The organism is Pseudomonas sp. GW821-FHT02C04 (assembly GCF_059421845.1).
This window is the reverse complement of record NZ_JBWKVT010000010.1, coordinates 120855-143839: the sequence shown is the minus strand read 5'-3', so window position 1 is coordinate 143839 and position 22985 is coordinate 120855. Positions and strand designations below refer to the sequence as shown.

The 22985-nt window shown below is 61.6% G+C and carries 20 protein-coding genes; 15 read left to right on the top strand and 5 right to left on the bottom strand.

Annotation, left to right across the window (positions count from 1 at the left end):
- The first annotated feature begins 5 nt into the window (after positions 1-5).
- From algK to AC07VV_RS27845, 11 genes are all read left to right on the top strand, one after another.
- A complete protein-coding gene (gene algK / locus AC07VV_RS27895) occupies positions 6-1418 on the top strand; it encodes an alginate biosynthesis TPR repeat lipoprotein AlgK (protein WP_495038088.1) in 1413 nt (470 codons plus the stop codon).
- Complete coding sequence (locus AC07VV_RS27890) at positions 1415-2896, top strand: alginate export family protein (protein WP_495038087.1); 1482 nt, start codon at positions 1415-1417, stop codon at positions 2894-2896. Before algK ends, AC07VV_RS27890 begins: the two co-directional genes overlap by 4 nt.
- A 26-nt stretch (positions 2897-2922) precedes the next feature.
- Positions 2923-4494: a mannuronan 5-epimerase AlgG gene (algG, locus tag AC07VV_RS27885; protein WP_495038086.1), complete on the top strand. Its 1572-nt coding sequence runs from the start codon at positions 2923-2925 to the stop codon at positions 4492-4494.
- Between the two features lie 10 nt (positions 4495-4504).
- Entirely contained in the window at positions 4505-5956 is a 1452-nt protein-coding gene (locus tag AC07VV_RS27880) for an alginate O-acetyltransferase (protein WP_495038085.1), read from the top strand.
- Between the two features lie 8 nt (positions 5957-5964).
- Positions 5965-7089: a mannuronate-specific alginate lyase gene (locus AC07VV_RS27875; protein WP_495038084.1), complete on the top strand. Its 1125-nt coding sequence runs from the start codon at positions 5965-5967 to the stop codon at positions 7087-7089.
- A gap of 87 nt (positions 7090-7176) precedes the next feature.
- Positions 7177-8742 (top strand): MBOAT family O-acyltransferase, encoded by a 1566-nt coding sequence (locus AC07VV_RS27870; RefSeq protein WP_495038083.1) that lies wholly within the window; start codon positions 7177-7179, stop codon positions 8740-8742.
- A gap of 10 nt (positions 8743-8752) precedes the next feature.
- Complete coding sequence (locus AC07VV_RS27865) at positions 8753-9928, top strand: alginate O-acetyltransferase (RefSeq protein ID WP_495038082.1); 1176 nt, start codon at positions 8753-8755, stop codon at positions 9926-9928.
- A gap of 14 nt (positions 9929-9942) precedes the next feature.
- A complete protein-coding gene (locus AC07VV_RS27860) occupies positions 9943-10599 on the top strand; it encodes an alginate O-acetyltransferase AlgF (protein WP_102619493.1) in 657 nt (218 codons plus the stop codon).
- A 106-nt stretch (positions 10600-10705) separates the two neighbouring features.
- Complete coding sequence (locus AC07VV_RS27855; RefSeq protein WP_096819141.1) at positions 10706-12157, top strand: mannose-1-phosphate guanylyltransferase/mannose-6-phosphate isomerase; 1452 nt, start codon at positions 10706-10708, stop codon at positions 12155-12157.
- A gap of 138 nt (positions 12158-12295) precedes the next feature.
- Complete coding sequence (locus AC07VV_RS27850; RefSeq protein ID WP_495038081.1) at positions 12296-12760, top strand: multidrug transporter; 465 nt, start codon at positions 12296-12298, stop codon at positions 12758-12760.
- A 35-nt stretch (positions 12761-12795) separates the two neighbouring features.
- Entirely contained in the window at positions 12796-13620 is an 825-nt protein-coding gene (locus tag AC07VV_RS27845) for an SDR family oxidoreductase (protein ID WP_495038080.1), read from the top strand.
- Between the two features lie 7 nt (positions 13621-13627).
- Here the strand turns inward: AC07VV_RS27845 and AC07VV_RS27840 are convergent, their stop codons facing one another.
- Positions 13628-14509, bottom strand: coding sequence for a LysR family transcriptional regulator (locus AC07VV_RS27840; RefSeq protein ID WP_495038079.1), 882 nt, complete (start codon positions 14507-14509; stop codon positions 13628-13630).
- A gap of 109 nt (positions 14510-14618) precedes the next feature.
- Between AC07VV_RS27840 and AC07VV_RS27835 the strand changes: the two genes are divergently transcribed.
- Together AC07VV_RS27835 and AC07VV_RS27830 are read left to right on the top strand one after the other, a co-directional pair.
- The gene (locus tag AC07VV_RS27835; protein WP_495038078.1) at positions 14619-15989 is read left to right on the top strand and encodes an MFS transporter; all 1371 of its coding nucleotides are present in this window, start codon (positions 14619-14621) and stop codon (positions 15987-15989) included.
- Complete coding sequence (locus tag AC07VV_RS27830; RefSeq protein ID WP_495038077.1) at positions 15986-16384, top strand: DUF4440 domain-containing protein; 399 nt, start codon at positions 15986-15988, stop codon at positions 16382-16384. The genes AC07VV_RS27835 and AC07VV_RS27830 overlap by 4 nt, the downstream gene beginning before the upstream one ends.
- A gap of 44 nt (positions 16385-16428) precedes the next feature.
- Here AC07VV_RS27830 and AC07VV_RS27825 read toward each other — a convergent pair whose 3' ends face one another.
- From AC07VV_RS27825 to AC07VV_RS27810, 4 genes are read right to left on the bottom strand one after another with little or no spacing between them, the layout of a single operon-like run.
- Positions 16429-17292: an efflux RND transporter periplasmic adaptor subunit gene (locus AC07VV_RS27825; RefSeq protein ID WP_096819130.1), complete on the bottom strand. Its 864-nt coding sequence runs from the start codon at positions 17290-17292 to the stop codon at positions 16429-16431.
- 17 nt (positions 17293-17309) lie between these two features.
- Complete coding sequence (locus tag AC07VV_RS27820; protein WP_003221811.1) at positions 17310-17510, bottom strand: DUF1656 domain-containing protein; 201 nt, start codon at positions 17508-17510, stop codon at positions 17310-17312.
- Positions 17500-19692, bottom strand: coding sequence for an FUSC family protein (locus AC07VV_RS27815; RefSeq protein ID WP_495038076.1), 2193 nt, complete (start codon positions 19690-19692; stop codon positions 17500-17502). Before AC07VV_RS27815 ends, AC07VV_RS27820 begins: the two co-directional genes overlap by 11 nt.
- 10 nt (positions 19693-19702) lie before the next feature.
- The gene (locus tag AC07VV_RS27810) at positions 19703-21214 is read right to left on the bottom strand and encodes an efflux transporter outer membrane subunit (RefSeq protein WP_495038075.1); all 1512 of its coding nucleotides are present in this window, start codon (positions 21212-21214) and stop codon (positions 19703-19705) included.
- 182 nt (positions 21215-21396) lie between these two features.
- Between AC07VV_RS27810 and AC07VV_RS27805 the strand changes: the two genes are divergently transcribed.
- Together AC07VV_RS27805 and AC07VV_RS27800 are read left to right on the top strand one after the other, a co-directional pair.
- On the top strand, positions 21397-22365 hold the full coding sequence (locus AC07VV_RS27805; RefSeq protein WP_085729683.1) for a LysR family transcriptional regulator: 969 nt from the start codon (positions 21397-21399) through the stop codon (positions 22363-22365).
- 142 nt (positions 22366-22507) lie between these two features.
- On the top strand, positions 22508-22963 hold the full coding sequence (locus AC07VV_RS27800; protein WP_495038074.1) for a hypothetical protein: 456 nt from the start codon (positions 22508-22510) through the stop codon (positions 22961-22963).
- Positions 22964-22985 lie beyond the last annotated feature (22 nt).

The following is a 22985-nucleotide window of genomic DNA, read 5'->3' as shown; positions in this document are numbered from 1 at the left end:
AGGACATGCCTGTGACGAGCCCTATCAGAATCCCGCCGGCCCCACTGAGCCTGGCCATGGCCATGGCAATCGCCCTGGCCGGTTGCGCCGGCCTGCCCGACCAGCGTCTGGCCAACGAAGCGCTCAAGCGCGGTGACACCGCGACCGCCGCGCAGAACTACCGTGCGCTGGCCGACCTGGGTTACAGCGAAGCTCAGGTGGGCCTTGCCGACATTCAGGTCGACAGCCGTGACCCCGCGCAGATCAAACAGGCTGAGGCGACCTATCGCGCAGCGGCCGATGTTTCGCCGCGCGCCCAGGCCCGTCTCGGTCGCTTGCTGGTGGCCAAGCCCGGCGCCACCGAGGCCGAGCATCAGGAGGCCGAAACCCTGCTGAAGAAAGCCGCTGCCAACGGCGAAGGCAACACGCTGATCCCGCTCGCGATGCTGTACCTGCAATACCCGCACAGTTTCCCGAACATCAACGCCCAGCAGCAGATCGATCAGTGGCGCAAATCCGGCTACCCGGAAGCCGGTCTGGCCCAGGTGCTGCTGTATCGCACCCAGGGCACCTACGACCAGCATCTGGATGAGGTGGAAAAGATCTGCAAGGCCGCGCTCAACACCACCGACATCTGCTACGTCGAACTGGCCACGGTCTATCAGAAACGTGGCGCGCCGGAGCAACAGGCCGAGCTGATCAAACAACTGCAGGCTGCTCACAGCCGTGGCAGCGTCAGCGCCCAGCGCGTGGATTCCGTTGCCCGTGTGCTCGCCGATTCGACCCTGGGCAAGACCGACGAAAAAACCGCGCAGTCGCTGCTCGAACCGATCGCTCCGGGCTACCCGGCGTCGTGGGTGACGCTGGCGCAACTGCTCTACGACTTCCCGGAACTCGGCGACACCGACCAGATGATGAAGTACCTGGACAACGGCCGCGCCGCCGATCAGCCCCGCGCCGAACTGTTGCTGGGCAAGCTCTACTACGAAGGCAAACTGGTGCCGGCCGACGCGAAAGTCGCCGAGGAACATTTCCAGAAAGCCGTCGGCCGCGAAGTCGCCGCCGACTACTACCTCGGCCAGATCTATCGCCGTGGCTACCTCGGCAAAGTCTACCCGCAGAAAGCCCTCGACCATCTGCTGACCGCTGCGCGCAACGGCCAGAACAGCGCCGACTTTGCCATCGCCCAGCTGTTCTCCCAAGGCAAGGGCACAAAGCCTGACCCGCTCAACGCCTACGTGTTCAGTCAGTTGGCCAAGGCGCAAAACACCCCGCAAGCCGATGAGCTGGCAACCACCCTCGCGGCGCAATTGCCACCCGAGCGCCTGGCCGAAGCCCAGCGTCTGTTGCAGCAGGAACAGGCCAGCCGAGGCGCCCTGAACCAGAACACGCTGCAACTGCACGCCCTGCAAGAAGAAGACGGCGAGGAAAAATTATGAAGTTGAATCCATTCGTGAAGGCCGGCATTGGCCTCTCGTTCGCGCTGATCTGGTCTTGCCCGACACTGGCCGCGATCACTGAAACCAAGAACTTCGGCCTCGAAGTGAAAATCACCGGCCAGTCCGAAGACGACCGCGACCTCGGCACCGCCAAGGGTGGCGACGTCAACGGCGTCGGCCTCGACCTGCGTCCGTGGGTCTATGGCGAAAGCGGCGCGTGGAGCGCCTACGCCATGGGTCAGGCGGTCGCCTCGAGCGACATCATCGAGACCGACACCCTGCAGCAATCCGACGGTGCCGAAAACACCGATAGCGGTGATCGCAAGACCAAGAAAAACTACCTGGCAATGCGCGAGTTCTGGGTCGGCTACAGCGGCTTCACGCCCTACCCCGGCGAGATGCTCAAGTTCGGTCGCCAGCGCCTGCGCAACGACGATGGCCAGTGGCGCGACACCAACATCGAAGCGCTGAACTGGACCTTCGACACCACCCTGCTGCGGGCCAACGCCGGTGTCGCCGAACGTTTCAGCGAATACCGCACCGACCTCAAAGAGCTGGCGCCGAAAGACAAGGATCGCCTGCACGCCTACGCCGATGCCTCCTATCAGTGGACGCCGGGCAACTGGGTCGGCATTCGCGGCCACCACACCCACGATGACGGCAAACTCGATTACGCCGAACCGGGTGTACCCCGCGACTCGCTCGACAAGACCCAGAACGGCGACATCAGCTGGCTCGGTCTGACCGCCGACAGCGACGCCTACAACTGGCGCAACACCAACACCGTCAACTACTGGGGCAGCATCACCGGCATGAGTGGCGACCGCGACACGGTCAACCCGCTGAACGCCGATGGCAGCCGCCCGGCACAAGCCAAGCGCAGCGAAGACATCAACGGCTGGGCCACCGACATCGGCGTGCGTCTGCGCCTCGATCCGCAGTGGCAAGTCGGTGCGGCGTATGCCCGCGCCAGCGCCGATTACGAACAGAACGGCCTGGAAAGCAACCGCTCGAACTACACCGGCACCCGCTCGCGGGTTCACCGTTTCGGCGAAGCCTTCCGGGGCGAAATGAACAACATGCAGACCGCCACGCTGTTCGGTTCCTGGATGCTCAACGACCAGTACGACGCCAGCCTGATCTACCACAAGTTCTGGCGTGTGGACGGTAACAAACCGGTCGGCAGCAACGGCATCAACGCCGTGGAAAACAACACCGACGACGTCACCGGCGCAATCCTCTCCAGCACCTCCCTGCCGCTGGACGATGGCAAGAAAGACCTCGGCCAGGAAATGGATCTGGTGGTCACCAAGTACTTCAAGCAAGGCCTGCTGCCGGCAGCGCTGAGCCAGTCGATCGACGAACCTGCGGCCCTGGTACGGTTCCGTGGCGGCGTGTTCAAGCCGGGTGATGCCTATGGCAGCCAGGTCGATTCGTACATGCACCGCGCGTTCATCGACGTGATCTGGCGCTTCTGATGCTGACCGCCAAGGGAGTGCCCGACATGAACAGTGCCCGCAAAGGCTCACTCAGCCTGCTGGCCGGCGCGATGCTGCTGGCCTCGGCTAGCGCCTTCGCCAACGTTGAGCCGGCCAAGCCGGTGACCACGGCGAAAGAGCTGCAACAGGCCAAGACCTACACCGTCAGCAGCGCGCCGACCGAGGCGCTGGAACTAGCCAAGCCGAAACTGCCCGACCTCTCCGGTTTCACCGCCGAAGCCGCTGCCGCGAAAATCGTGCGCAGCAAACCGGGCAAGATCAGCGTGCGCCGGATGATGCAGGAGGACGCCCTGAAGGACTTCATCGGCGGCGACAACAAGATGGCCGAATGGGTGGTGCGTCAGCACGGCATCCCGCAGGCGATCTTCGTCGACGACGGTTACATGAACCTGAAAGAGCTGGCGCAGAAACTGCCCAAGCAATACTTCAGTGAAACCTCGCCGGGCGTGTACCTGGCGAAGTTGCCGATCGTGGTCGGCCGCAAAGGCATCCTCGAAATCGACGGCCAGACCCAGGAATTGCGCCTGTCCCAAGAGGCCGGTTCGTTCCTGGTCAACGACGGCCAGTTGTTCGTGCGTGACACCAAAGTCACCGGCTGGCGCGAGAAGGAAAACGGCCCGGCAACGTTCCGTTCGCCGAAGGAATTCCGCCCGTTCCTGCTGGCCTGGGGCGGCACCGAGACTTACATCGTCAACAGCAAGATGGCCAGCTTCGGCTACGCCAACAGTAAGTCCTACGGCGTGAGTATTTCCCAGTACACGCCGAACATGGCCAAGGTGCTCAAGCGTCCCGAGCCGACCGGCTGGATCGTCGGCTCCGAGTTCTCGGACATGTGGTACGGCTTCTACTGCTACGAGACCCGCGACTTCGTGGTCAAGGGCAACACCTACAAGGACAACATCGTCTACGGCATCGACCCCCACGACCGTTCCCACGGTCTGATCATTGCCGAGAACACGGTGTACGGCACGAAGAAGAAGCACGGGATCATCATTTCCCGTGAGGTGAACGACAGCTTCATCTTCAACAACAAGAGTTTCGACAACCACCTCTCGGGCCTGGTGATCGACCGTAATAGCGTCAACAACATCATTGCCTACAACGAGATCTACAAGAACCACACCGACGGCATCACCCTCTACGAGTCCGCCGACAACCTGCTGTGGGGCAACAAGGTCATCAGTAACAAGCGCCACGGCATCCGCATTCGTAACAGCGTGAACATCCGCCTCTACGAAAACGTCGCCATGGCCAACGGCCTGACCGGCGTCTACGGCCACATCAAGGACCTGACCGACACCGACCGCGACATCAAGCTCGACCCGTTCGACGCTCAGGTTTCGCTGATCGTGGTCGGCGGTGAGCTGGCCGCCAACGGCAGCGGCCCGCTGTCGATCGATTCGCCCTTGAGTGTCGAGCTGTATCGCGTGTCGATGCTGGCGCCGACCAAATCCAGCGGCATCAGCTTCAACGGCATTCTCGGCGAGCGTCAGGATGAAATTCTCGACCTGCTGGTGCGCCAGCAGAAAGCCGTACTGATCGACCCTGTCGAACGCCAGACCGAAATGCGGGACTGAGGACAATTTTATGCACCCACACCTGATCAAGTTACTCAGCCTGTCGGCCCTGACCGTGGGCATTCTGGCGGCCAGCAACGGCGCCCGTGCGGACGAAGTGAAAGCCCCCGAGTTCACCGCCGAACCGTGCTGCAGCCTGTGCCCGGCAGCGCATGACGCGAAGAACTACACCACCCGTTACCAGCAGAACTTCACCACGCTGGTGCAGGCGCAGGGCGACTGGCTGTTCCGGACTCAGGAAGACTTGCGCACCGAGTTCAACACCACCCCGGCCGGCTACAAACGCCTGCAACAGCTGCACGATGCGTTCAAGGCCAAAGGCGTCGAACTGGTGATCGTCTACCAGCCGACCCGTGGTCTGGTGAACCGCAACAAGCTCAACCCGCAGGAAAAAGCCGCGTTCGATTACGAGAAAGCGCTGGGCAACTACAAGACCATGCTCGGCCGTTTCGCGCAGATGGGTTACGTGGTGCCGGACCTGTCGCCGCTGACCAACGAATCGCTGCCCGACACCCTGCCCGCCCACGATTTCTACTTCCGTGGCGACCAGCACTGGACGCCTTACGGTGCGCAGCGCACGGCGAAAATCGTCGCCGAGAAGGTCAAGCAGATCCCGGCCTTCGCCGACATTCCCAAGCGTGAATTCGAAACCAAGCGCTCCGGGCGCATGGGCAAGACCGGCACCCTGCACAACATGGCCGGGCAACTGTGCGGCACCAGTTACGCGATCCAGTACATGGACCAGTTCACCACCGAGCCGAAAGGCGAAGCCGGTGACGGAGACCTGTTCGGTGATTCCGGCAACCCGCAAATTACGCTGGTCGGCACCTCCCACAGCGGCAAGAACTACAACTTCGCCGGGTTCCTTGAAGAAGCCATCGGCGCCGACATCCTCAACGTCGCCTTCCCCGGCGGCGGTCTGGAAGGCTCGATGTTGCAGTACCTGGGCAGCGACGAATTCCAGAAGACTCCGCCGAAGATTCTCATCTGGGAATTCTCGCCGCTGTACCGCCTTGACCAGGAAACCATCTATCGCCAGATGATGTCCCTGCTCGACAACGGCTGCGAAGGCAAAGACGCGCAAATGTCCGCCAGCACCACGCTCAAGCCGGGCGGCAAACAAGAACTGCTGGTCAACAGCAAGAACCTGAACCTGCAGAACAGCAGCCATCAGGTCGACATCCGCTTCGCCGATCCCTCGGTGAAAACCCTGCAAGCCACCCTCTGGTACATGAACGGTCGCCACGAGGACATCAAGATCGAGAAACCGGAAACCTCCGACACCGACGGTCGTTTCGCCTTTGAGCTGCGCACGGACGAAGACTGGGCCTCGCAAAACCTGCTGGCAGTCGAAGTCCAGGGCCCTGAAGCCGGCGCCGCGCCACAGAAAGTCGAAGCGAAAATCTGCAAACGCAACGTATTCCCGGGCGCTGGGCAACAAACCGCTCAGGTCGGGCAATGAGGTCTGCTATGCGAAATCCGAAACTGAAAACTCTTTTAGCACCGACGCTGCTCGGGCTGGCGATCTTCGCCGGCACCGCGCAGGCCGCTGCACCACTGCGTCCGCCACAGGGCTATTTCGCGCCTGTGGATAAATTCAAGACCGGCGACAAGAGCGAAGGCTGCGATGCGATGCCGGCGCCGTACACCGGGCCGCTGCAATTTCGCAGCAAGTACGAAGGCTCGGACAAGGCCCGCGCCACGCTGAACGTGCAGTCGGAAAAAGCTTTCCGCGACACCACCAAAGACATCACCACCCTGGAGCGAGGCACCGCCAAGCGGGTGATGCAGTTCATGCGCGACGGTCGTCCGGAACAGCTCGACTGCACACTGAACTGGCTGGCTACTTGGGCTCGGGCGGATGCATTGATGTCGAAAGACTTCAACCACACCGGCAAGTCGATGCGCAAATGGGCGCTGGGCAGCATGGCCTCTTCGTACATTCGCCTGAAGTTCTCCGACTCCCATCCGCTGGCCCAGCACCAGCAGGAAGCCCAGGTGATCGAAGCCTGGTTCAGCAAGATGGCCGATCAGGTGGTCAGCGACTGGGACAACCTGCCGCTGGAAAAAACCAACAACCACTCGTACTGGGCCGCCTGGTCGGTGATGGCGACGTCCATCGCCACCAACCGCCGCGACCTGTTCGATTGGGCGGTCAAGGAATACAAGGTCGGCGCCAATCAGATCGACGCCGACGGCTACCTGCCGAACGAACTCAAGCGCCAGCAACGCGCCCTCGCCTACCACAACTACGCCCTGCCGCCGCTGGCGATGATCGCCAGTTTTGCCCAGATCAATGGTGTGGATCTGCGTCAGGAAAACAATGGCGCGCTGAAGCGTCTGGGTGACCGGGTGCTGGCCGGGGTGAAAGATCCCGAGGACTTCGAGAAGAAGAACGGCAAGGAACAGGACATGACCGATTTGAAAGAGGACATGAAATTCGCCTGGCTTGAGCCGTTCTGCACGCTCTACACCTGTTCGCCGGATGTGATTGAGAAGAAGCACGGCATGCAACCGTTCAAGACCTTCCGCCTCGGCGGCGACCTGACCAAGGTCTACGACCCGTCCCACGAGAAAGGCAACAAGGGCAGTTAATCGCTGATCGTTTCACCCCTCCAACACCACGGGGGGTTTGGGGGGGCTTTGGCCCTTGACTGTTGGTTCAAACATGGAGAGATCGGGATGGTATTTTCATCCAACGTGTTCCTGTTTCTGTTCTTGCCGATCTTTCTCGGCTTGTACTACCTGAGCGGGCAACGCTATCGCAATCTGCTGCTGCTGATCGCCAGCTACGTGTTCTACGCGTGGTGGCGGGTGGACTTCCTGGCGCTGTTCGCTGGCGTCACCCTATGGAACTACTGGATCGGCCTGAAAGTCGGCGCCGCCGGTGTGCGCACCCAACCGGCCCAGCGCTGGCTGTTGCTCGGCGTGGCGGTGGATCTGTGCATCCTCGGCTACTTCAAGTACGCCAACTTCGGCGTCGACAGCATCAACGCAATGATGACGTCGGTCGGGCTGGAACCGTTCATCCTGACCCACGTGCTGCTGCCGATCGGTATCTCGTTCTACATCTTCGAGTCGATCAGCTACATCATCGACGTCTACCGCGGCGACACCCCGGCCACCCGCAACCTGATCGACTTCGCGGCGTTCGTGGCGATCTTCCCGCACCTGATCGCCGGTCCCGTGCTGCGCTTCCGCGACCTGGCCGACCAGTTCAACAACCGCACCCACACTCTCGACAAGTTCTCCGAGGGCTGCACACGGTTCATGCAGGGTTTCATCAAGAAAGTCTTCATCGCCGACACCCTCGCCGTGGTGGCCGACCATTGCTTCGCCCTGCAAAACCCGACCACGGGTGATGCCTGGCTCGGCGCGCTGGCCTACACCGCGCAGCTGTATTTCGACTTCTCCGGCTACAGCGACATGGCCATCGGCCTGGGCCTGATGATGGGTTTCCGCTTCATGGAAAACTTCAAGCAGCCTTACATCAGCCAGTCGATCACCGAGTTCTGGCGCCGCTGGCACATCAGCCTGTCGACCTGGTTGCGTGACTACCTCTACATCACCCTCGGCGGCAACCGCAAAGGCACGCTGATGACCTATCGCAACCTGTTCCTGACCATGCTGCTCGGTGGTCTGTGGCACGGCGCGAACATCACCTACATCGTCTGGGGTGCGTGGCACGGCATGTGGCTGGCGATCGAGAAAATGCTCGGCCTCAACACCTCGCCGCGCAGCCTCAATCCGATCCGCTGGGCGCTGACCTTCCTGCTGGTGGTCATGGGCTGGGTGATCTTCCGCGCCGAGAACTTGCATGTTGCCGGCCGCATGTACGGCGCGATGTTCAGCTTCGGCAACTGGTCGCTGTCGGAACTCAATCAGGCCAGCCTCACCGGCCTGCAAGTGGCGACTCTGGTGGTGGCTTACGTGACCCTGGCGTTCTTCGGTCTGCGTGATCTGTACACCCATCAGCCTCCGGTGAAGACCAAACCTGTGGTCAACGTCGAAAGCGACGGCCCTGCCGGTGCTCAACCGGGTCTGATCAAGGCTGCTCCGGGCGAAAACCCGGCGAGCATCCACGAACCTGGCTACACCGTCGGCGTCGACGCCCAGGTGCAACCGGCGTACTGGACGGCGGACTGGTCGCGCTACGTGATGCGCGGGCTGATCCTGCTGCTGTTCATCGCCTCGATTCTCAAACTCTCGGCGCAAAGCTTCTCGCCGTTCCTTTACTTCCAGTTCTGAGGGATCTGACATGACCCGCTCATTACGCATCTTCTACATCGCGCTGTTTCTGGTGACCCTGCTGGTGCTCGGTCTGTGGTCGGTGCGCAGCTTCTTCGGCTTCAGCACCAATGCCGACGCGACGGTGCTCAACGGCCGCTGGACCAAAGCCGTGGAAACCCACTACGACGATGAATTCCCGATCAAGCGTCTGGGCACCAATCTCTGGGCCGCGCTGGATTTCAAACTGTTCAACGAAGGTCGTCCGGGCGTGGTGCTCGGTCGCGATCAGTGGTTGTACAGCGATGAGGAATTCAACCCGATCGTCAACGAAGAGCTGAACCTGCAAGGCAACTACGCGCTGGTCGAAGGCGTGCGCCAGACCCTGAAAGAGAAAGGCGTGAAACTGGTGATGGCGATTGTGCCGGCCAAGGTTCGCCTGTACCCGGAACATCTGGGTGAAGTGAAACCGGCGAGCATCCACGCCAACCTCTATCAAGACTTCCACGCCCGTGTCGCGGCGGACAAGATCCTCGCCCCGGACCTGCTCGGCCCGCTGCAAAAGGCCAAGCAGAACGGTCAGCAAGTGTTCCTGCGCACCGACACCCACTGGACCCCGGAAGGCGCGGAAATCGCCGCCAACACCCTGGCCAAGACCATCGCCGACAAGTTCCCGCTCAGCGGCGAGCCGCAGCGCTTTGTCACCACGCCAGCCGAGAAGGTCACGCACAAGGGCGACCTGCGTCTGTTCCTGCCGCTGGATCCGCTGTTCGAAAACCTGATGCCGGCGCAGGAGCCGCTGCAAAAGCGCAGCACCGTGGCCGCCACCGAGCAGCCTGCCGGTGACGACGCGCTGTTCGCCAACAGCGAAGTGCCGGTCGCGCTGATCGGCACCAGCTACAGCGCCAACCCCAACTGGAACTTCGTCGGTGCGCTCAAGCAAGCGCTGCACAGCGACGTCGTCAACTACGCCGAGGACGGCCACGGCCCGATCCTGCCGATGCTCAGCTACCTGAAAAGCGATGACTTCAAGAACAGCCCGCCACAGGTGCTGATCTGGGAGTTTCCTGAACGATATCTGCCTGTGAACAACGAAATCGGCGACGCCGACCCGCAGTGGGTCGCAGAGCTCAAACAAGCCGGCGCGCGCCAACAAAACGTAGCAATCAACACTAAATCCGAGACGCCCGATCGGGCGCAAAACTGAAAGAGAGGTACACCATGACTTTCACTACTACTCCTCGTCGTCTCGCAAAACGCTTCGCACTGGTCGCTGGCCTCAGCGTGCTGTCGGTCCAGGCGTTTGCCGGCGGCGACGCTGCGCTGTACGGCCCGACTGCACCGAAAGGCTCGACCTTCGTGCGCATCTACAACGCCAGCAACGCTGAAGTCAGCGCCACTGTCGGCAGCACCAACCTTGCCGATGTCGCGCCGCTGGCCAGCAGCGATTTCAGCTTCATGCCGGGCGGCGACTACAGCGCCAAGGTCGGCAGCCAGACCCTGCCGGTGAAACTCGCCGGTGATCACTACTACACCCTGGTCAACAACGCCTCCGGCGCGCCGCAACTGATCGAAGAACCGCCGTTCAAGAACAAGCAGAAATCCCTGGTGCGCGTGCAGAACCTCAGCGACAAGCCGCTGACCCTGAAGACCGCCGACGGCAAGACCGACGTGGTGCCGAACGTGGCCGCCAAGGGCCGTGGCGAGCGCGAAATCAACCCGGTGAAAGTCAGCCTCGCGCTGTACGAGGGCGACAAGAAAGTCGGCGACGTGAAACCGGTGGCGCTGGAACGCGGTGAAGCCGCGGTGCTGTACGTCACCGGCAACGGCAGCAACCTGTCGCCAGTCTGGGTGAAACGCCCGGTGTCGACCCGCTAAGCACATGAAACCGGGCAGCCGTCGCTGCCCGGTACGGAATAACAACAAGAGTGAAACGACACAACGTTCGTGGCTCTGACCCAATCGATTTTATGGAGTAAACAATATGATTCCGGTGATCTTGTCAGGTGGTAGCGGCTCACGTCTTTGGCCGCTTTCGCGCAAGCAGTTTCCCAAGCAGTTCCTCGCCCTGACCGGCGAACACACGCTGTTCCAGCAAACCCTCGAACGTCTGGTGTTCGAAGGCATGGACACCCCGATCGTGGTCTGCAACAAGGATCACCGCTTCATCGTCAACGAGCAGTTGGCCAATCGCAAGCTGGAATGCCAGCGCATCCTGATGGAGCCGTTCGGCCGCAACACCGCGCCGGCCGTGGCGCTGACCGCGATGATGCTGGTCAATGAAGGTCGCGACGAACTGATGCTGGTACTGCCGGCCGACCACGTTCTCGAAGACCAGAAAGCCCTGCAACGCGCCCTCGCCCTGGCCACCGTCGCCGCCGAAAACGGCGAAATGGTGCTGTTCGGCGTGCCGGCCACCAAACCGGAAACCGGCTACGGATACATCAAGTCCACCGGCGATTCACTGCTGCCGGAAGGCGTGAGCCGCGTTTCGCACTTCGTGGAAAAACCCGACGTCAAACGCGCCACCGAGTACGTCGAGTCCGGCGGTTACTACTGGAACAGCGGCATGTTCCTGTTCCGCGCCAGCCGCTTCCTCGAAGAGCTGAAAAAGCACGATCCGGACATCTACGACACCTGCCTGCTGACCCTCGAGCGCAGCCAGCAAGACGCCGACACCATCACCTTCGACGAAGCTACCTTCGCCTGCTGCCCGGACAACTCCATCGACTACTCCGTGATGGAAAAAACCCAGCGCGCCTGCGTGGTGCCGCTGACCGCTGGCTGGAGCGATGTCGGTTGCTGGTCGTCGCTGTGGGAAGTCAACGAGAAGGACGCCAACGGCAACGTCAGCAAGGGTGACGTGGTCATCCAGGACAGCAAGAACTGCATGATCCACGGCAACGGCAAACTGGTGTCGGTGATCGGTCTGGAGAACATCGTGGTGGTCGAAACCAAGGACGCCATGATGATCGCCCACAAGGACAAGGTCCAAGGCGTCAAGCAGATGGTCAACACCCTCAACGAGCAGGGCCGCAGCGAAACCCAGAACCACTGCGAGGTCTACCGCCCGTGGGGCTCCTACGACTCGGTGGACATGGGCGGGCGCTTCCAGGTCAAGCACATCTCGGTCAAGCCGGGCGCGTGCCTGTCGCTGCAGATGCACCATCACCGCGCCGAACACTGGATCGTGGTCAGCGGCACCGCCGAAGTGACCTGCGACGAGAACGTGTTCCTGCTCTGCGAAAACCAGTCGACCTACATCCCGATCGCCTCGGTCCATCGCCTGCGCAACCCGGGCAAGATCCCGCTGGAAATCATCGAAGTGCAGTCGGGCTCGTACCTGGGCGAAGACGACATCGAGCGCTTCGAAGATATCTACGGTCGCTCGACCCCGATCGAACGCGGCGTGTCGGTGAAAACCATCGCGCAGTAAGCGTTCCGTAAAACAAGAAGCCCCCGTCCAGCCCGCTGCGTCCCCTATCCGCAGCGGGTTGGGCGGGGGCTTTTTTGTTCGCCAACCGCCTCCAGGCTTAGGTAGGATGAACCTTCCCTGCCCACGAGGTTTCGCGACATGTTCATCGGCGTCTTGCTGGTCATCACCTGGCTGATCCTGCTGTTGCGCTACCCGGCCAAGGCCTTGCCGGTGTCCATGGCCGCCGCTGTCGGGCTCGGGCTGGTGGCGATGTGGGTGGTGTGGTTGGACAACCGCGAGATCAAGCAACTGGCGCGGCTTGAGTTGCGTATCACGTATGCGCCTGAGCAGTGCCCGGCAGATCGCCCGTTGCAGCTGAAGATGAACAACGGCAACAACGTGCCGCTGACCGAACTGCGCTGGCGCATTGCAGCCTACGCGCCGGGCGACACCGTGAACCTGGCCGACAATCAATACGCCGCTCCACGCTATCGCGGCCCCGGCGAACTGCAGGCCGGCGGCAACTGGGAAGACTGCTTGCCGATGCCGCCGCTGCGTCCCGGTTATCGCCCGCAAACCCTGGAGTTTCGCGCCGAGCGATTGCAGGGTAGTTTCTCCGACTGATCCCCTCTTCCACTCTTTTGCACAAGGAATGCGCCATGCCCGTTGCGTTGATTACCGGTTGTTCCAGCGGCATCGGCCGCGCCCTCGCCGATGCATTCAAGTCGGCCGGTTTTGAAGTCTGGGCCAGTGCGCGCAGGGCTGAAGATGTCGCGGCGCTCGGCGCGGCCGGGTTCACGGCCGTGCAGCTCGACGTCAATGACAACGCAGCGCTGGAGCAACTCGCCGAGCGAATCAACCAGCAACACGGCGGCCTCGATGTGCTGATCAACAATGCCGGTTACGGCGCCATGGGCCCGCTGCTCGACGGCGGTGTTCCGGCCATGCAGCGCCAGTTCGAAACCAACGTGTTTTCGATTGTCGGCGTGACCCGCGCGCTGTTCCCTGTGTTGCGCCGGGCGAAAGGCCTGGTGGTGAATGTCGGCAGTGTTTCCGGGGTTTTGGTCACACCGTTCGCTGGTGCGTATTGCGCGTCGAAAGCGGCAGTGCACGCGTTGAGCGATGCGTTGCGCATGGAACTGGCACCGTTCGGCATTCGCGTGCTGGAAGTGCAGCCGGGGGCGATTCAATCGAGCTTCGCCAAGAATGCCGGCCATGAGGCCGAACAACTGATCAACGAACAATCGCCGTGGTTTCCCCTGCGTGAAGGCATTCGGGCGCGGGCCAAGGCGTCCCAGGACAAACCGACCCCGGCCAGCGACTTTGCCACCGAGTTGCTCAAGGCTGTGCAGCAGAGCAAGCCGCCGCGACTGATCCGCATCGGCAATGGCAGCCGGGCGTTGCCGTTGCTGGCGACCTTGTTGCCGAAAGGGTTGCTGGAGTCGACGTTGATGAAGCGGTTCGGGTTGCGCGGGCAACTCTGAGATCGAGTCAGCCCCACCCTTTCATGAAATCAATGAACGCCCGCACCTTCAGCGGCAGGTGCCGGGTGTCCGGGTACAGCGCGTACACACCTTGCTGGGCGAAACGGTAATTCGGCAGCAAACGTTGTAATCGCCCGGCGTCGAGGTCTTCCTGAATCAGCCACTGCGGCAGAATCGCAACGCCTTGCCCGGTCAGCGCAAAGGCACGCAGGGTCGCCGAGTTGTCGGCGACGATGGCGGTGGTTCCCGGTTTTGGCTGGTAGACATGCTCGGTGCCGGCCGGGTCGCTGACCGTCATTTCCGGCACTCGCCCATGCCCCAGCGTCGGCATCGACTCCAGCACCGACAGCGTATCGACCGGCACAAATCGCTCGACCAGCCCCGGCGCCGCCACGGCAAACACTTCGAACGTCGACAGCTGCACCGCCCGCAGATTGGAGTCGTGCATGCGGCCCAGACGAATTGCCATGTCGAACCGTTCGGAGATCAGATCGGCATGGGTCGAAGACGTGGACAAGTGAATATTCAGTTGCGGCTGCTGCTGTCGAAACACCTCCAGCGCCGGCACCACCTGCGCCAGCGCGAACTCCACGGTCGTAGTGATGCGCAGCGTGCCCTTGAGTTGCGAGTGTTCCGAGCGTGCTTCCTCGATGGCCAAGCGTGCTTCGTCGAGGGTGCGCAGACAGCGTCGGTAAAAGCGTTCGCCGGCATCGGTCAGGGCCAGTTGCCGGGTGTTGCGGGTGAGCAAAGTGACGCCCAACTCTTCCTCAAGACGCTTGAGGTTGAAGCTCACCACCGCCCGCGTTTGCCCCAGCGTGTCAGCGGCGGCGGTCAGCGAGCCGGCCTCGACCACGGCTTTGAAGGTGTCGAATCGATCCAGGCTGACCATGTTCGCAGCGCTCCCTGTCAAAATAATTTTGACAAACTAGCAGCCAAACCAGCGTATTTCTATCGCCACCAGCGCCCTACCCTGCACACCTCATCACAGGGAAGCTGCCATGGCCTATCGCTCGAAAGTCGCGCTGGTGTATCTGTTGGGGTTCGCCCTCGACCTGCTGAACATGTTCGCCGCGAGCATCGCCTACCCGGACATCGCCGCGCAGTTGCACGCCTCGGTGACGCAACTGGCGTGGATCACCAACGCCTACATGCTCGGGCTGACGCTGATCATTCCGATGAGCGTTTGGCTGGCTGCGCGAGTGGGCGAGCGGCGGCTGATCCTCGGTTCGCTGCTGGTGTTTGGAATCGCCTCCGGGCTTATCGCTCAGGCGACTTCGATTGAAACCCTGATCGGCTGGCGACTGCTGCAAGGGTTGGGTGGCGGGTTGCTGCTTCCGGTTGGTCAGGCCTTGGCCTATCGGGAGTTTCCGGCGACACAACGCGCGCACTTCACCGGTGTGGTTTTGCTGGTGGCACTGATGGTGCCGGCGCTGTCGCCAGCGGCGGGTGGTTTGATTGTCGAGGCGCTGTCGTGGCGCTGGATTTTCTACCTGAACATGCCGGTGGCGCTTTTCGCTTTCGGTCTGGGCCTGCTCTGGTTGAAAGCGGATCAGCCAACGAGTGAGCGCCCGACACTGGACGCCCGCGGCCTGCTGCTGGCGGTGGCAGCGCTGAGTCTGTTGCTGATGGCCGTCAGTCTGGCGAGCGCCCCCGCAACCCGACATCTCGCGGGCGGTGTCCTGCTGCTCAGCGTCATCACCTTGTGGATCTACCTGCGCGATGGCTGGAACAAATTGGGTGCAGTCCTTGATCTGCAACTGATCAGGAACCCGTCATTGCGCCTGGCGATGCTGATCTACCTGTTTGTGCCCGGCATCTTTACCGGCACCAACATGATCGCCGTGTTGTACCTGCATGACCTCGGTTTCGGTGCAGCGCAAACCGGGGCGCTGATGCTGTCCTGGGCGGCGGCTTCGGGCGTGGCGATCATGCTGGGTAAACGCAACTTCAACCGGACCGGCCCCAAGCCATTGCTGATCGTCGGCATGCTGTTTCAATGCCTTGGCATCGTCGTACTGATGCAGATCGACCGACCCGCAAGTGGCCCGCTGATCCTCGCTTACGCCCTGATGGGGCTGGGCGGCAGTCTGTGCAGCGTTACCGCGCAGACCCTGGCGTTTGTCGGTATCACACCAGAGAAAATGGGCCACTCCAGCGCCTTGTGGAACATCAACCGGCAACTCGGCTTCTGCCTCGGTGCGGCACTGCTCAGCTCTCTGCTGGGCGCGTTGGGCGCCAACGGTTTCAAATACTGCTTTTTCGCAGCTGCACTGCTCACGCTGTTGCCGATGGCCGCCGTGCTGCGTTTCGACTCATCGAACGTGCTCGCCCTTTTGCACTCACCTCACCTTCAGGAAAAATCCACATGACTGACTACACCGACTACTTTGACGAAGTGATCCAGGCCCATGAGGCCATCGAACGATGGTTTGCCGTTGTGGAAGAAGAGGCCGCACTGGAGCGATTGCTGACGCGTTTTTCGCCACGGTTTTCCATGGTGACGCCGCTGGGGCGTGTGCTGGACTTCGAGGCGTTACGTGCGCTGTTTCAAATGGCGGGCGGGAAGAGGAGCGGTTTCAGGATCGATCTCGACGAGCTTTGCGGGATTGCCTTGCATGAACACGGCGCGACAGTGAGTTACCGCGAGCAGCAAAGCGATGCGAGCGGCTTGCACACGGATCGACGTTCAACCGTGGTGTTTGAAAAAACCGAATCCGGACGGGTGATCTGGCGGCATTTGCACGAGACGTTTTGCCAGGGCTAACAACCAGCCAATCGGGCGAGGGAGCATGCTCCCTCGCCAACGAATTACTCGACAGCGTCCTGCTTCACAACAACGGTGCAGGTAATCCCCGCCGCCAGCAGCACACCCTCCGGCACTTCATCGATGTGAATCCGCACCGGCACCCGTTGCGCCAGACGCACCCAGTTGAACGTCGGGTTCACATCGGCAATCAGCTCGCGGCTTTCCGGGTTGTCGCGGTCGTAGATACCGCGAGAGATGCTCTCCACATGGCCCTTGAGGACTTCGCCGCTCATCAGTTGCATGTCGGCTTTGTCGCCGACGCGCACGTGGGGCAGTTTGGTTTCTTCGAAGAATCCGTAGACCCAGAACGAATTCATGTCGACCACGGCCATTTTCGCTTCGCCGATGCGGGCGTAATCGCCACGATGCACGTTGAGGTTGGTCACGTAACCGTCCACCGCCGCGCGCACTTCAGTGCGTTTGAGGTTGAGTTCGGCGGCTTCCAGTTGCGCCTGGGCCTGTTGGTAATCGGCCAGTGCGGAGTCTGCGATGTTGCTGGCGTCGTCGCGGTTTTCCTTGGAAATCACCAAGGCGTCCATATCGGCGCGGCGATGGGCGTTGACCCTGCGCATCTCCCACGTGGCTTTGCGCGATGCGACCAGCGATTGCGCCTGTTTCACCGCGAGGCGGTAGTGCTCGGGGTCGATCTGCATCAGCAGATCACCTTTTTTCACCAATTGGTTGTCGCGCACTGGCACGTCGACCACTTCACCGGTGACGTCGGCCGCGACGTTGATGATATCGGCACGGACCCGGCCATCGCGGGTCCACGGAGTGTTCATGTAGTGCTCCCACAACGTGCGGCCGATCCACAGCGCCAGGGCCAGCACCAGCAGGGTCGCGAGCAGGCTGAAAAACTTTTTCATCGGGACAATTCTCAGACTCAACGGTAGACAGTCAGCGCCATTGCGCCGAACAGACAGGTAAACAGGCTCAAACGCAGCAGCGCCGGGTGCCAGAAGAAACGGTACAGATCGAACCCTGACAGAAACCGGTCCAGCGCCCAGGCCAGTGCTGCGGCGACAAAAAACATCAGGGTCATGGTCGGCATGTACACGCCGTGGAAGGCGATTTCACGAGGCATGGGCAAGTCCTTCGGGCTTGGCGATGGCATAGGCAGCAAGGGGTGATTGCGGGTCGAGCAATGAGGTGCGGATGAAGTGCAGGTAACTCTTCACCCGACGCAGCGCCGAGGTATCGAAGTGCGGTGCGAACGGCTCATCGGTGGCGGCGACACGGCTGATCGCGTGATCGACCGCAACCAGTGCGCGTTCCAGATTGCTCGAATTGGGTTGCAGGAACAGCCGCACCAGCGAACGCCCCATGACCCGGATCGCCTGACGCCACGGCTGGGATTCGGCATACGCCGGATGCACCGGCAGGATCGCCTGTTCCTTGCGCAACTCGATGATCGCGTGGCCGACTTCCAGCACCACGAACATCCAGCGCAGCAGGTTTTTCTGCACCTGCGGCTGACCGGCCGCCAGACCATAAGCCTGATGCATCAGGTCGCGGGTACGGCTTTCGAAGCTCGACGCCAGGCCCTTGAGTTTGCCGCTGATCGCGTACACCACTTGCCCGCGCAGGTCCTGCTCCAGGCGCTGCCACAACCAGCGGCTGTTCGGCGGCAGAATGATCGCGCCTGCCGCTGCGCAGACCAGCATGCCCATGACCATGGCGATGTAGTCGTTGATGAAGGTGTACGGGTTGTAGATCGTCAGGTTGTCCGGCACCGAACCGGTGCTGAAGAAGATCAGCAAACCGAGGCCGACGCCGGCGTACTGCGGCCGCGAGGCGAGGAAGGAGCCGAGCACGATCACCGGCGCGAGCATCACACACAACAGCGGGAAGCCATCGATCCACGGGAAAATGAAAAACATCTCGACGAAGCCGATCAACGCCCCTAGGAAAGTGCCGCAGGCCATCTGGAACGCCATGCGTTTCGGGTTCGGTGTCGCCGCCGACAAGCCCACGGTGGCAGCGGCAATCAGGGTCATGGTCGCACCGCTCGGCCACGCGGTGGCGACCCAGTAACTGCCGAGCACGACCAGGATGAACGTGGCACGAATCCCCGAAGCCGCTGCGGCCCACCAACTGGTCTGCGGGGTGAATGGCTCGTCCCAGCGCTCGCGTTCGTGGCTGTGATCGGCCAGCGACGCGTGGGTCTGTGCATAACCGTGCAGGTCATCGACGAAGCGATAAAGCAATTCATACGCCGTGTGGAAATCCAGCAGCTCGGCCTCGCTCGGCCCACTCTCCTGGAAGGCCGCCCGCAGACTGCGCACCCGCGCCGGCAAACCTTCCTTGTACGCCGTCAGCGCCGTCACCAGACGCGCCGCATCCGGGCTGGTCAGGGCACGACCACTGAAGCCGTCGAGTACTTCGGCCAGATCCTGCAGGCCCGGTTTGATCGCCGCTTCCACATGATCGGCGCCGTTGCGGCGCAGGCGTTCAAGCAACTGGTGCAAGGCGTTGAAACGGGTGGTGATGCCCATGAACTCGCTGTTCAGGCGACTGAGCCGTCCATTGCGCCGACGCATGTGCGGGTCTTCGAACACGGTCACGCTGCGCAGCCCTTCCAGCCCCACCGCTTCGGCGATGAAACGCACGTTGCTGGCCTCGAACGACTCCGGCTTGCTGCGCCCGCGCAGGCCATCGGTGACGAACAGGGCGAACACACCGAAGCGTTGATACAAGGCGTTGCGCATCGCTGCGCTGGCGGTCTGCGGCAGGATCGCGGCGCTGACCAGCGTCGAGCAGAGAATACCCAGCGAGATTTCCAGCACCCGCCACACCGCCGCCATGAACGCACCATCGGGATGGGCGAGTGCCGGCAGGCCGACCATCGCGGCGGTGTACCCGGCCAGCACAAAACCGTAGGCGCGGAAGTTGCGGCAACGGGCCGCGCCGGCCGAACAGATGCCGACCCAGATCGCCAGCGAACCGAGAAACAGTTCAGTGTTCTGGGCGAACAATGAAATCAGCGTGACCATCATCGCCGACCCGGCCAGGGTGCCGAGGAAACGATAGAAACTCTTGGCGAACACCTGGCCGCTCTGCGGCTGCATGACGATGAACACGGTGATCATCGCCGTGCGCGGTTGCGGCAGTTCCAGGCGCATTGCCAGCCACAGGGTCAGGAACGCGGCGATCAACACCTTGAAGATGTAGACCCAGGTCACGCCGTCGCTGCGCGACCAGTCGAAGAAACCCCGGCGCCATTCCAGGGAGTAGAGCCAGCGCAAAGGTGCGGGCAAGGGAGTCATTGAATCTTGCTCAGTGGTCGAGGGCTTGAAGAAGGGCCGGGGTTTTCGGTGCGGCGGTCTGCTCGGCAGTCGGTACGTCTTTACCCGCACCAAGGCCACCGCCCAATGCCGTCACCAGTTCCGCATGGGCACTCAACCGCGCGGCTTGCACCTGCTGCTGAACCTGCTGCTGTTTGAACAACAGGGTCTGGGCGTTGAGCACGTTGAGGTAGTCGGTGAGCCCGCGCTGGTAGGCGATCATCGCGATGTCGTAGGTCTTCTGCGCCGTAGCCACCGATTCGGCGGCGAACGTCTGCTGCTTGTCCATCGACTCGCGGCGGATCAACTGGTCGGAGATGTCCTTCAGCGCATTGACCAGGGTCTGGTTGTAATGCGCGATGGCGATGTCATAACCCGCCGAGGCTTCACCCAATTCGGCGCGCAGTCGCCCACCGTCGAAGATCGGCAGCGAAATCGCCGGCCCGACGTTGTAGTTGAGCTTCTTGCCGGTCAGGAACTCCAGCGCCCCGCCGCCGGTGGCCATGTAGCCGAGGCTGCCGACCAGATCGACGTTGGGGTAGAACCCGGCATGCGCCACATCGATCCCGCGAGCCTGCGCCGCCACTTGCCAGCGACTGGCGACCACGTCGGGACGCTGGCCGAGCAGTCCGGCGGGCAATGCCGAAGGCAGCTTCAGTGCCGCGCCCAATGACAGGGTCGGACGCTGCAACTGCGCACCGGCGCCTGGGCCTTTGCCGGCCAGTGCAGCGATCTGGTTGCGGCTCAGGGCGATCTCTTCGTCCAGTGCATCCAGTTGCCGATGGGTTTCCGGCAGCGGGGTTTCGGCCTGGCTGACTTCGAAATGCGTGCCGATCCCGCCGTTCAGGCGTTTCTGCGCCAACTCGAGAATCTGCTGTTGCTGCTTGAGCGTCGCCGCGACGATGTCGCGCTGAGCGTAATGCAGCGAGAGCTCGATGTAGGCGCGCACGATGTTGTTCTGCAACTCCAGCTGCGCCTGACGCGCCTCGGCAGCGCTCATGTGCGCGAGGTCCACCGCACGTTCGGTGCTGTTGCTTTCACGGCCCCAGAGGTCGAGGGCGTAACTGAAACCCAGCGCGGCGTTGTTGTCCCAGGTGGTGCTGTTGGCCAGCTCACCGGGGCCGTAGAACTGGTCGGTCGGCCAGTTGTGGCGTTTGAGGGTCGACTCGCCATTGATCTGCAACGACTCGGCGGCTTCGGCAACACCGGCCATCGACCGGGCCTGACGCACTCGCGCGGCGGCCATGGCCAGGGTCGGGCTGCCTTGCACGGCCAGGTCGATCCAGCGGTTGAGTTGCGGGTCACCGTAGGCTTGCCACCATTGGGTGGTGGGCCAGTTTGCGTCACGGGCGGCGTGGGCGATGGCGTCGTCGGTGGCCAGTTCATTGGCCTCCAGTGCCTTGCCTTGCGGGGCAATGCCTCCGGTTCCGATGCAGCCGCTGAGACCTAACGTAAAAGCCAGAACACTGAGCGGCAAAAGCGCTCTGTTGATGCGACGCGGCACTGCTGCGAATTCCTGAGGTGGGGGATGTTTCGAGGTGGGCGCAATTCTAGGGGGGCGCCCTTACGGCGATAAGCTGGGATTCCTGTGAATCTTTGTTACCGTTAACGAGATAATCCCTTGGTCGGGGGTCTCAGCCCCTGAAACTTCGTGTCACAATTTGCCATCTCCCTTGAGAGCACCCCATGGACACTTTGCAAAACATGCGCGCCTTCAGTTGTGTGGCCGAAGCGGGCAGCTTCACCGCCGCCGCCGTGCAACTCGACACCACCACCGCCAACGTCTCGCGCGCGGTCTCCAACCTTGAGGCCCATCTGCAAACCCGCCTGCTCAACCGCACGACCCGCCGCATCGCGCTCACAGAGGCCGGCAAGCGCTATCTGCTGCGCTGCGAGCAGATCCTCGCTTACGTCGAAGAGGCCGAAGCCGAAGCCAGCGAAGCCCACGCCCGCCCGGCCGGACAATTGAAAGTCCACACCATGACCGGCATCGGCCAGCACTTCGTGATCGACGCCATCGCCCGGTATCGCAAGACCCACCCGGACGTGACCTTCGACCTGACCATGGCCAACCGCGTACCGGACCTGCTCGATGAAGGCTACGACGTGTCCATCGTCCTGGCCCGCGAACTGCCGGATTCGGGCTTCGTCTCGCAACGCCTGGGCATCACCTACAGCATCGTCTGCGCCTCCCCGGCCTACGTGAAAGCCAACGGCTGCGCACAAAAACCCAGCGACCTGCTGAACCACGCCTGCCTGCGCCTGGTGAGCCCGGTGATCCCCTTGGAAAAATGGGCCTTCGACGGCCCTGACGGCCAGGAAATGGTCACCATCAACAGCTCGCCCTTCCTGGTGAACTCCGCCGACGCGATGAAAACCGCGATCACCAGTGGGATGGGTGTCGGCGTGTTGCCGGTGTACGCCGCGATTGAAGGCTTGCGCAATGGCTCGTTGGTGCGGGTGATGCCCAACTACCGCTCGCAGGAACTGAACCTGTATGCGATCTACCCGTCGCGGCAGTATCTGGATGCGAAGATCAAGACCTGGGTTGAGTACCTGCGTGGGTCGTTGCCAGAGATATTGGCGGGGCATCAGGCGGAGTTGGCGGCTTATGAGATGAGTGGGAGTCTGGCGGGGGTTCGGGTGGCCAACTGATTCATGGCCACGCGACTTGAAACGGATAGCCTGGCTATAGCAATTCGTTCTAAAAAACTGTCATTTATGACAGTGGTCGAAAAACTCCTTCGAATTGAAACTCTGTGACGTCATTTCACAGTTCATTCGAAGGAGCACTACCATGTTCGCTGATATCAAAACAGTTGCAGACGTAGGCACACTTGACGCCAAAATTCATGGTTTCAAGTTTCCCGATTTCAAAGGTGACGTCACATTCTTTTTCAATGGCAATTCCATTGGAATCTATTTAATTTCCAAAGATGAACTCAGCGATACCAAATGGAATGAAATCAGCCTCGTGCTCTCTTCGAACATCCAGACAGGACGCCAAGAGCTACCTAATGCCGCCATTCCTATCGCCCCTACCTTTCGAGAAGTGTGGATTGATGAGCACGGTGAAACGCACAGCAGGAACTACGTGACTGACCAGAGCTCAGGACATTTCACTGTCGAAAAATTTGATATCAAGACAGGTGAATTCAAAGCAGAGTTCAACGTCGGCATTCTGGATGAAGGCAACCGCCACCAGGCAATTGGCAAAATCAATACCTCTGGATGGAGTGAGGTAAAAAATTAATACCGCAATCGCAGCCCCTTGC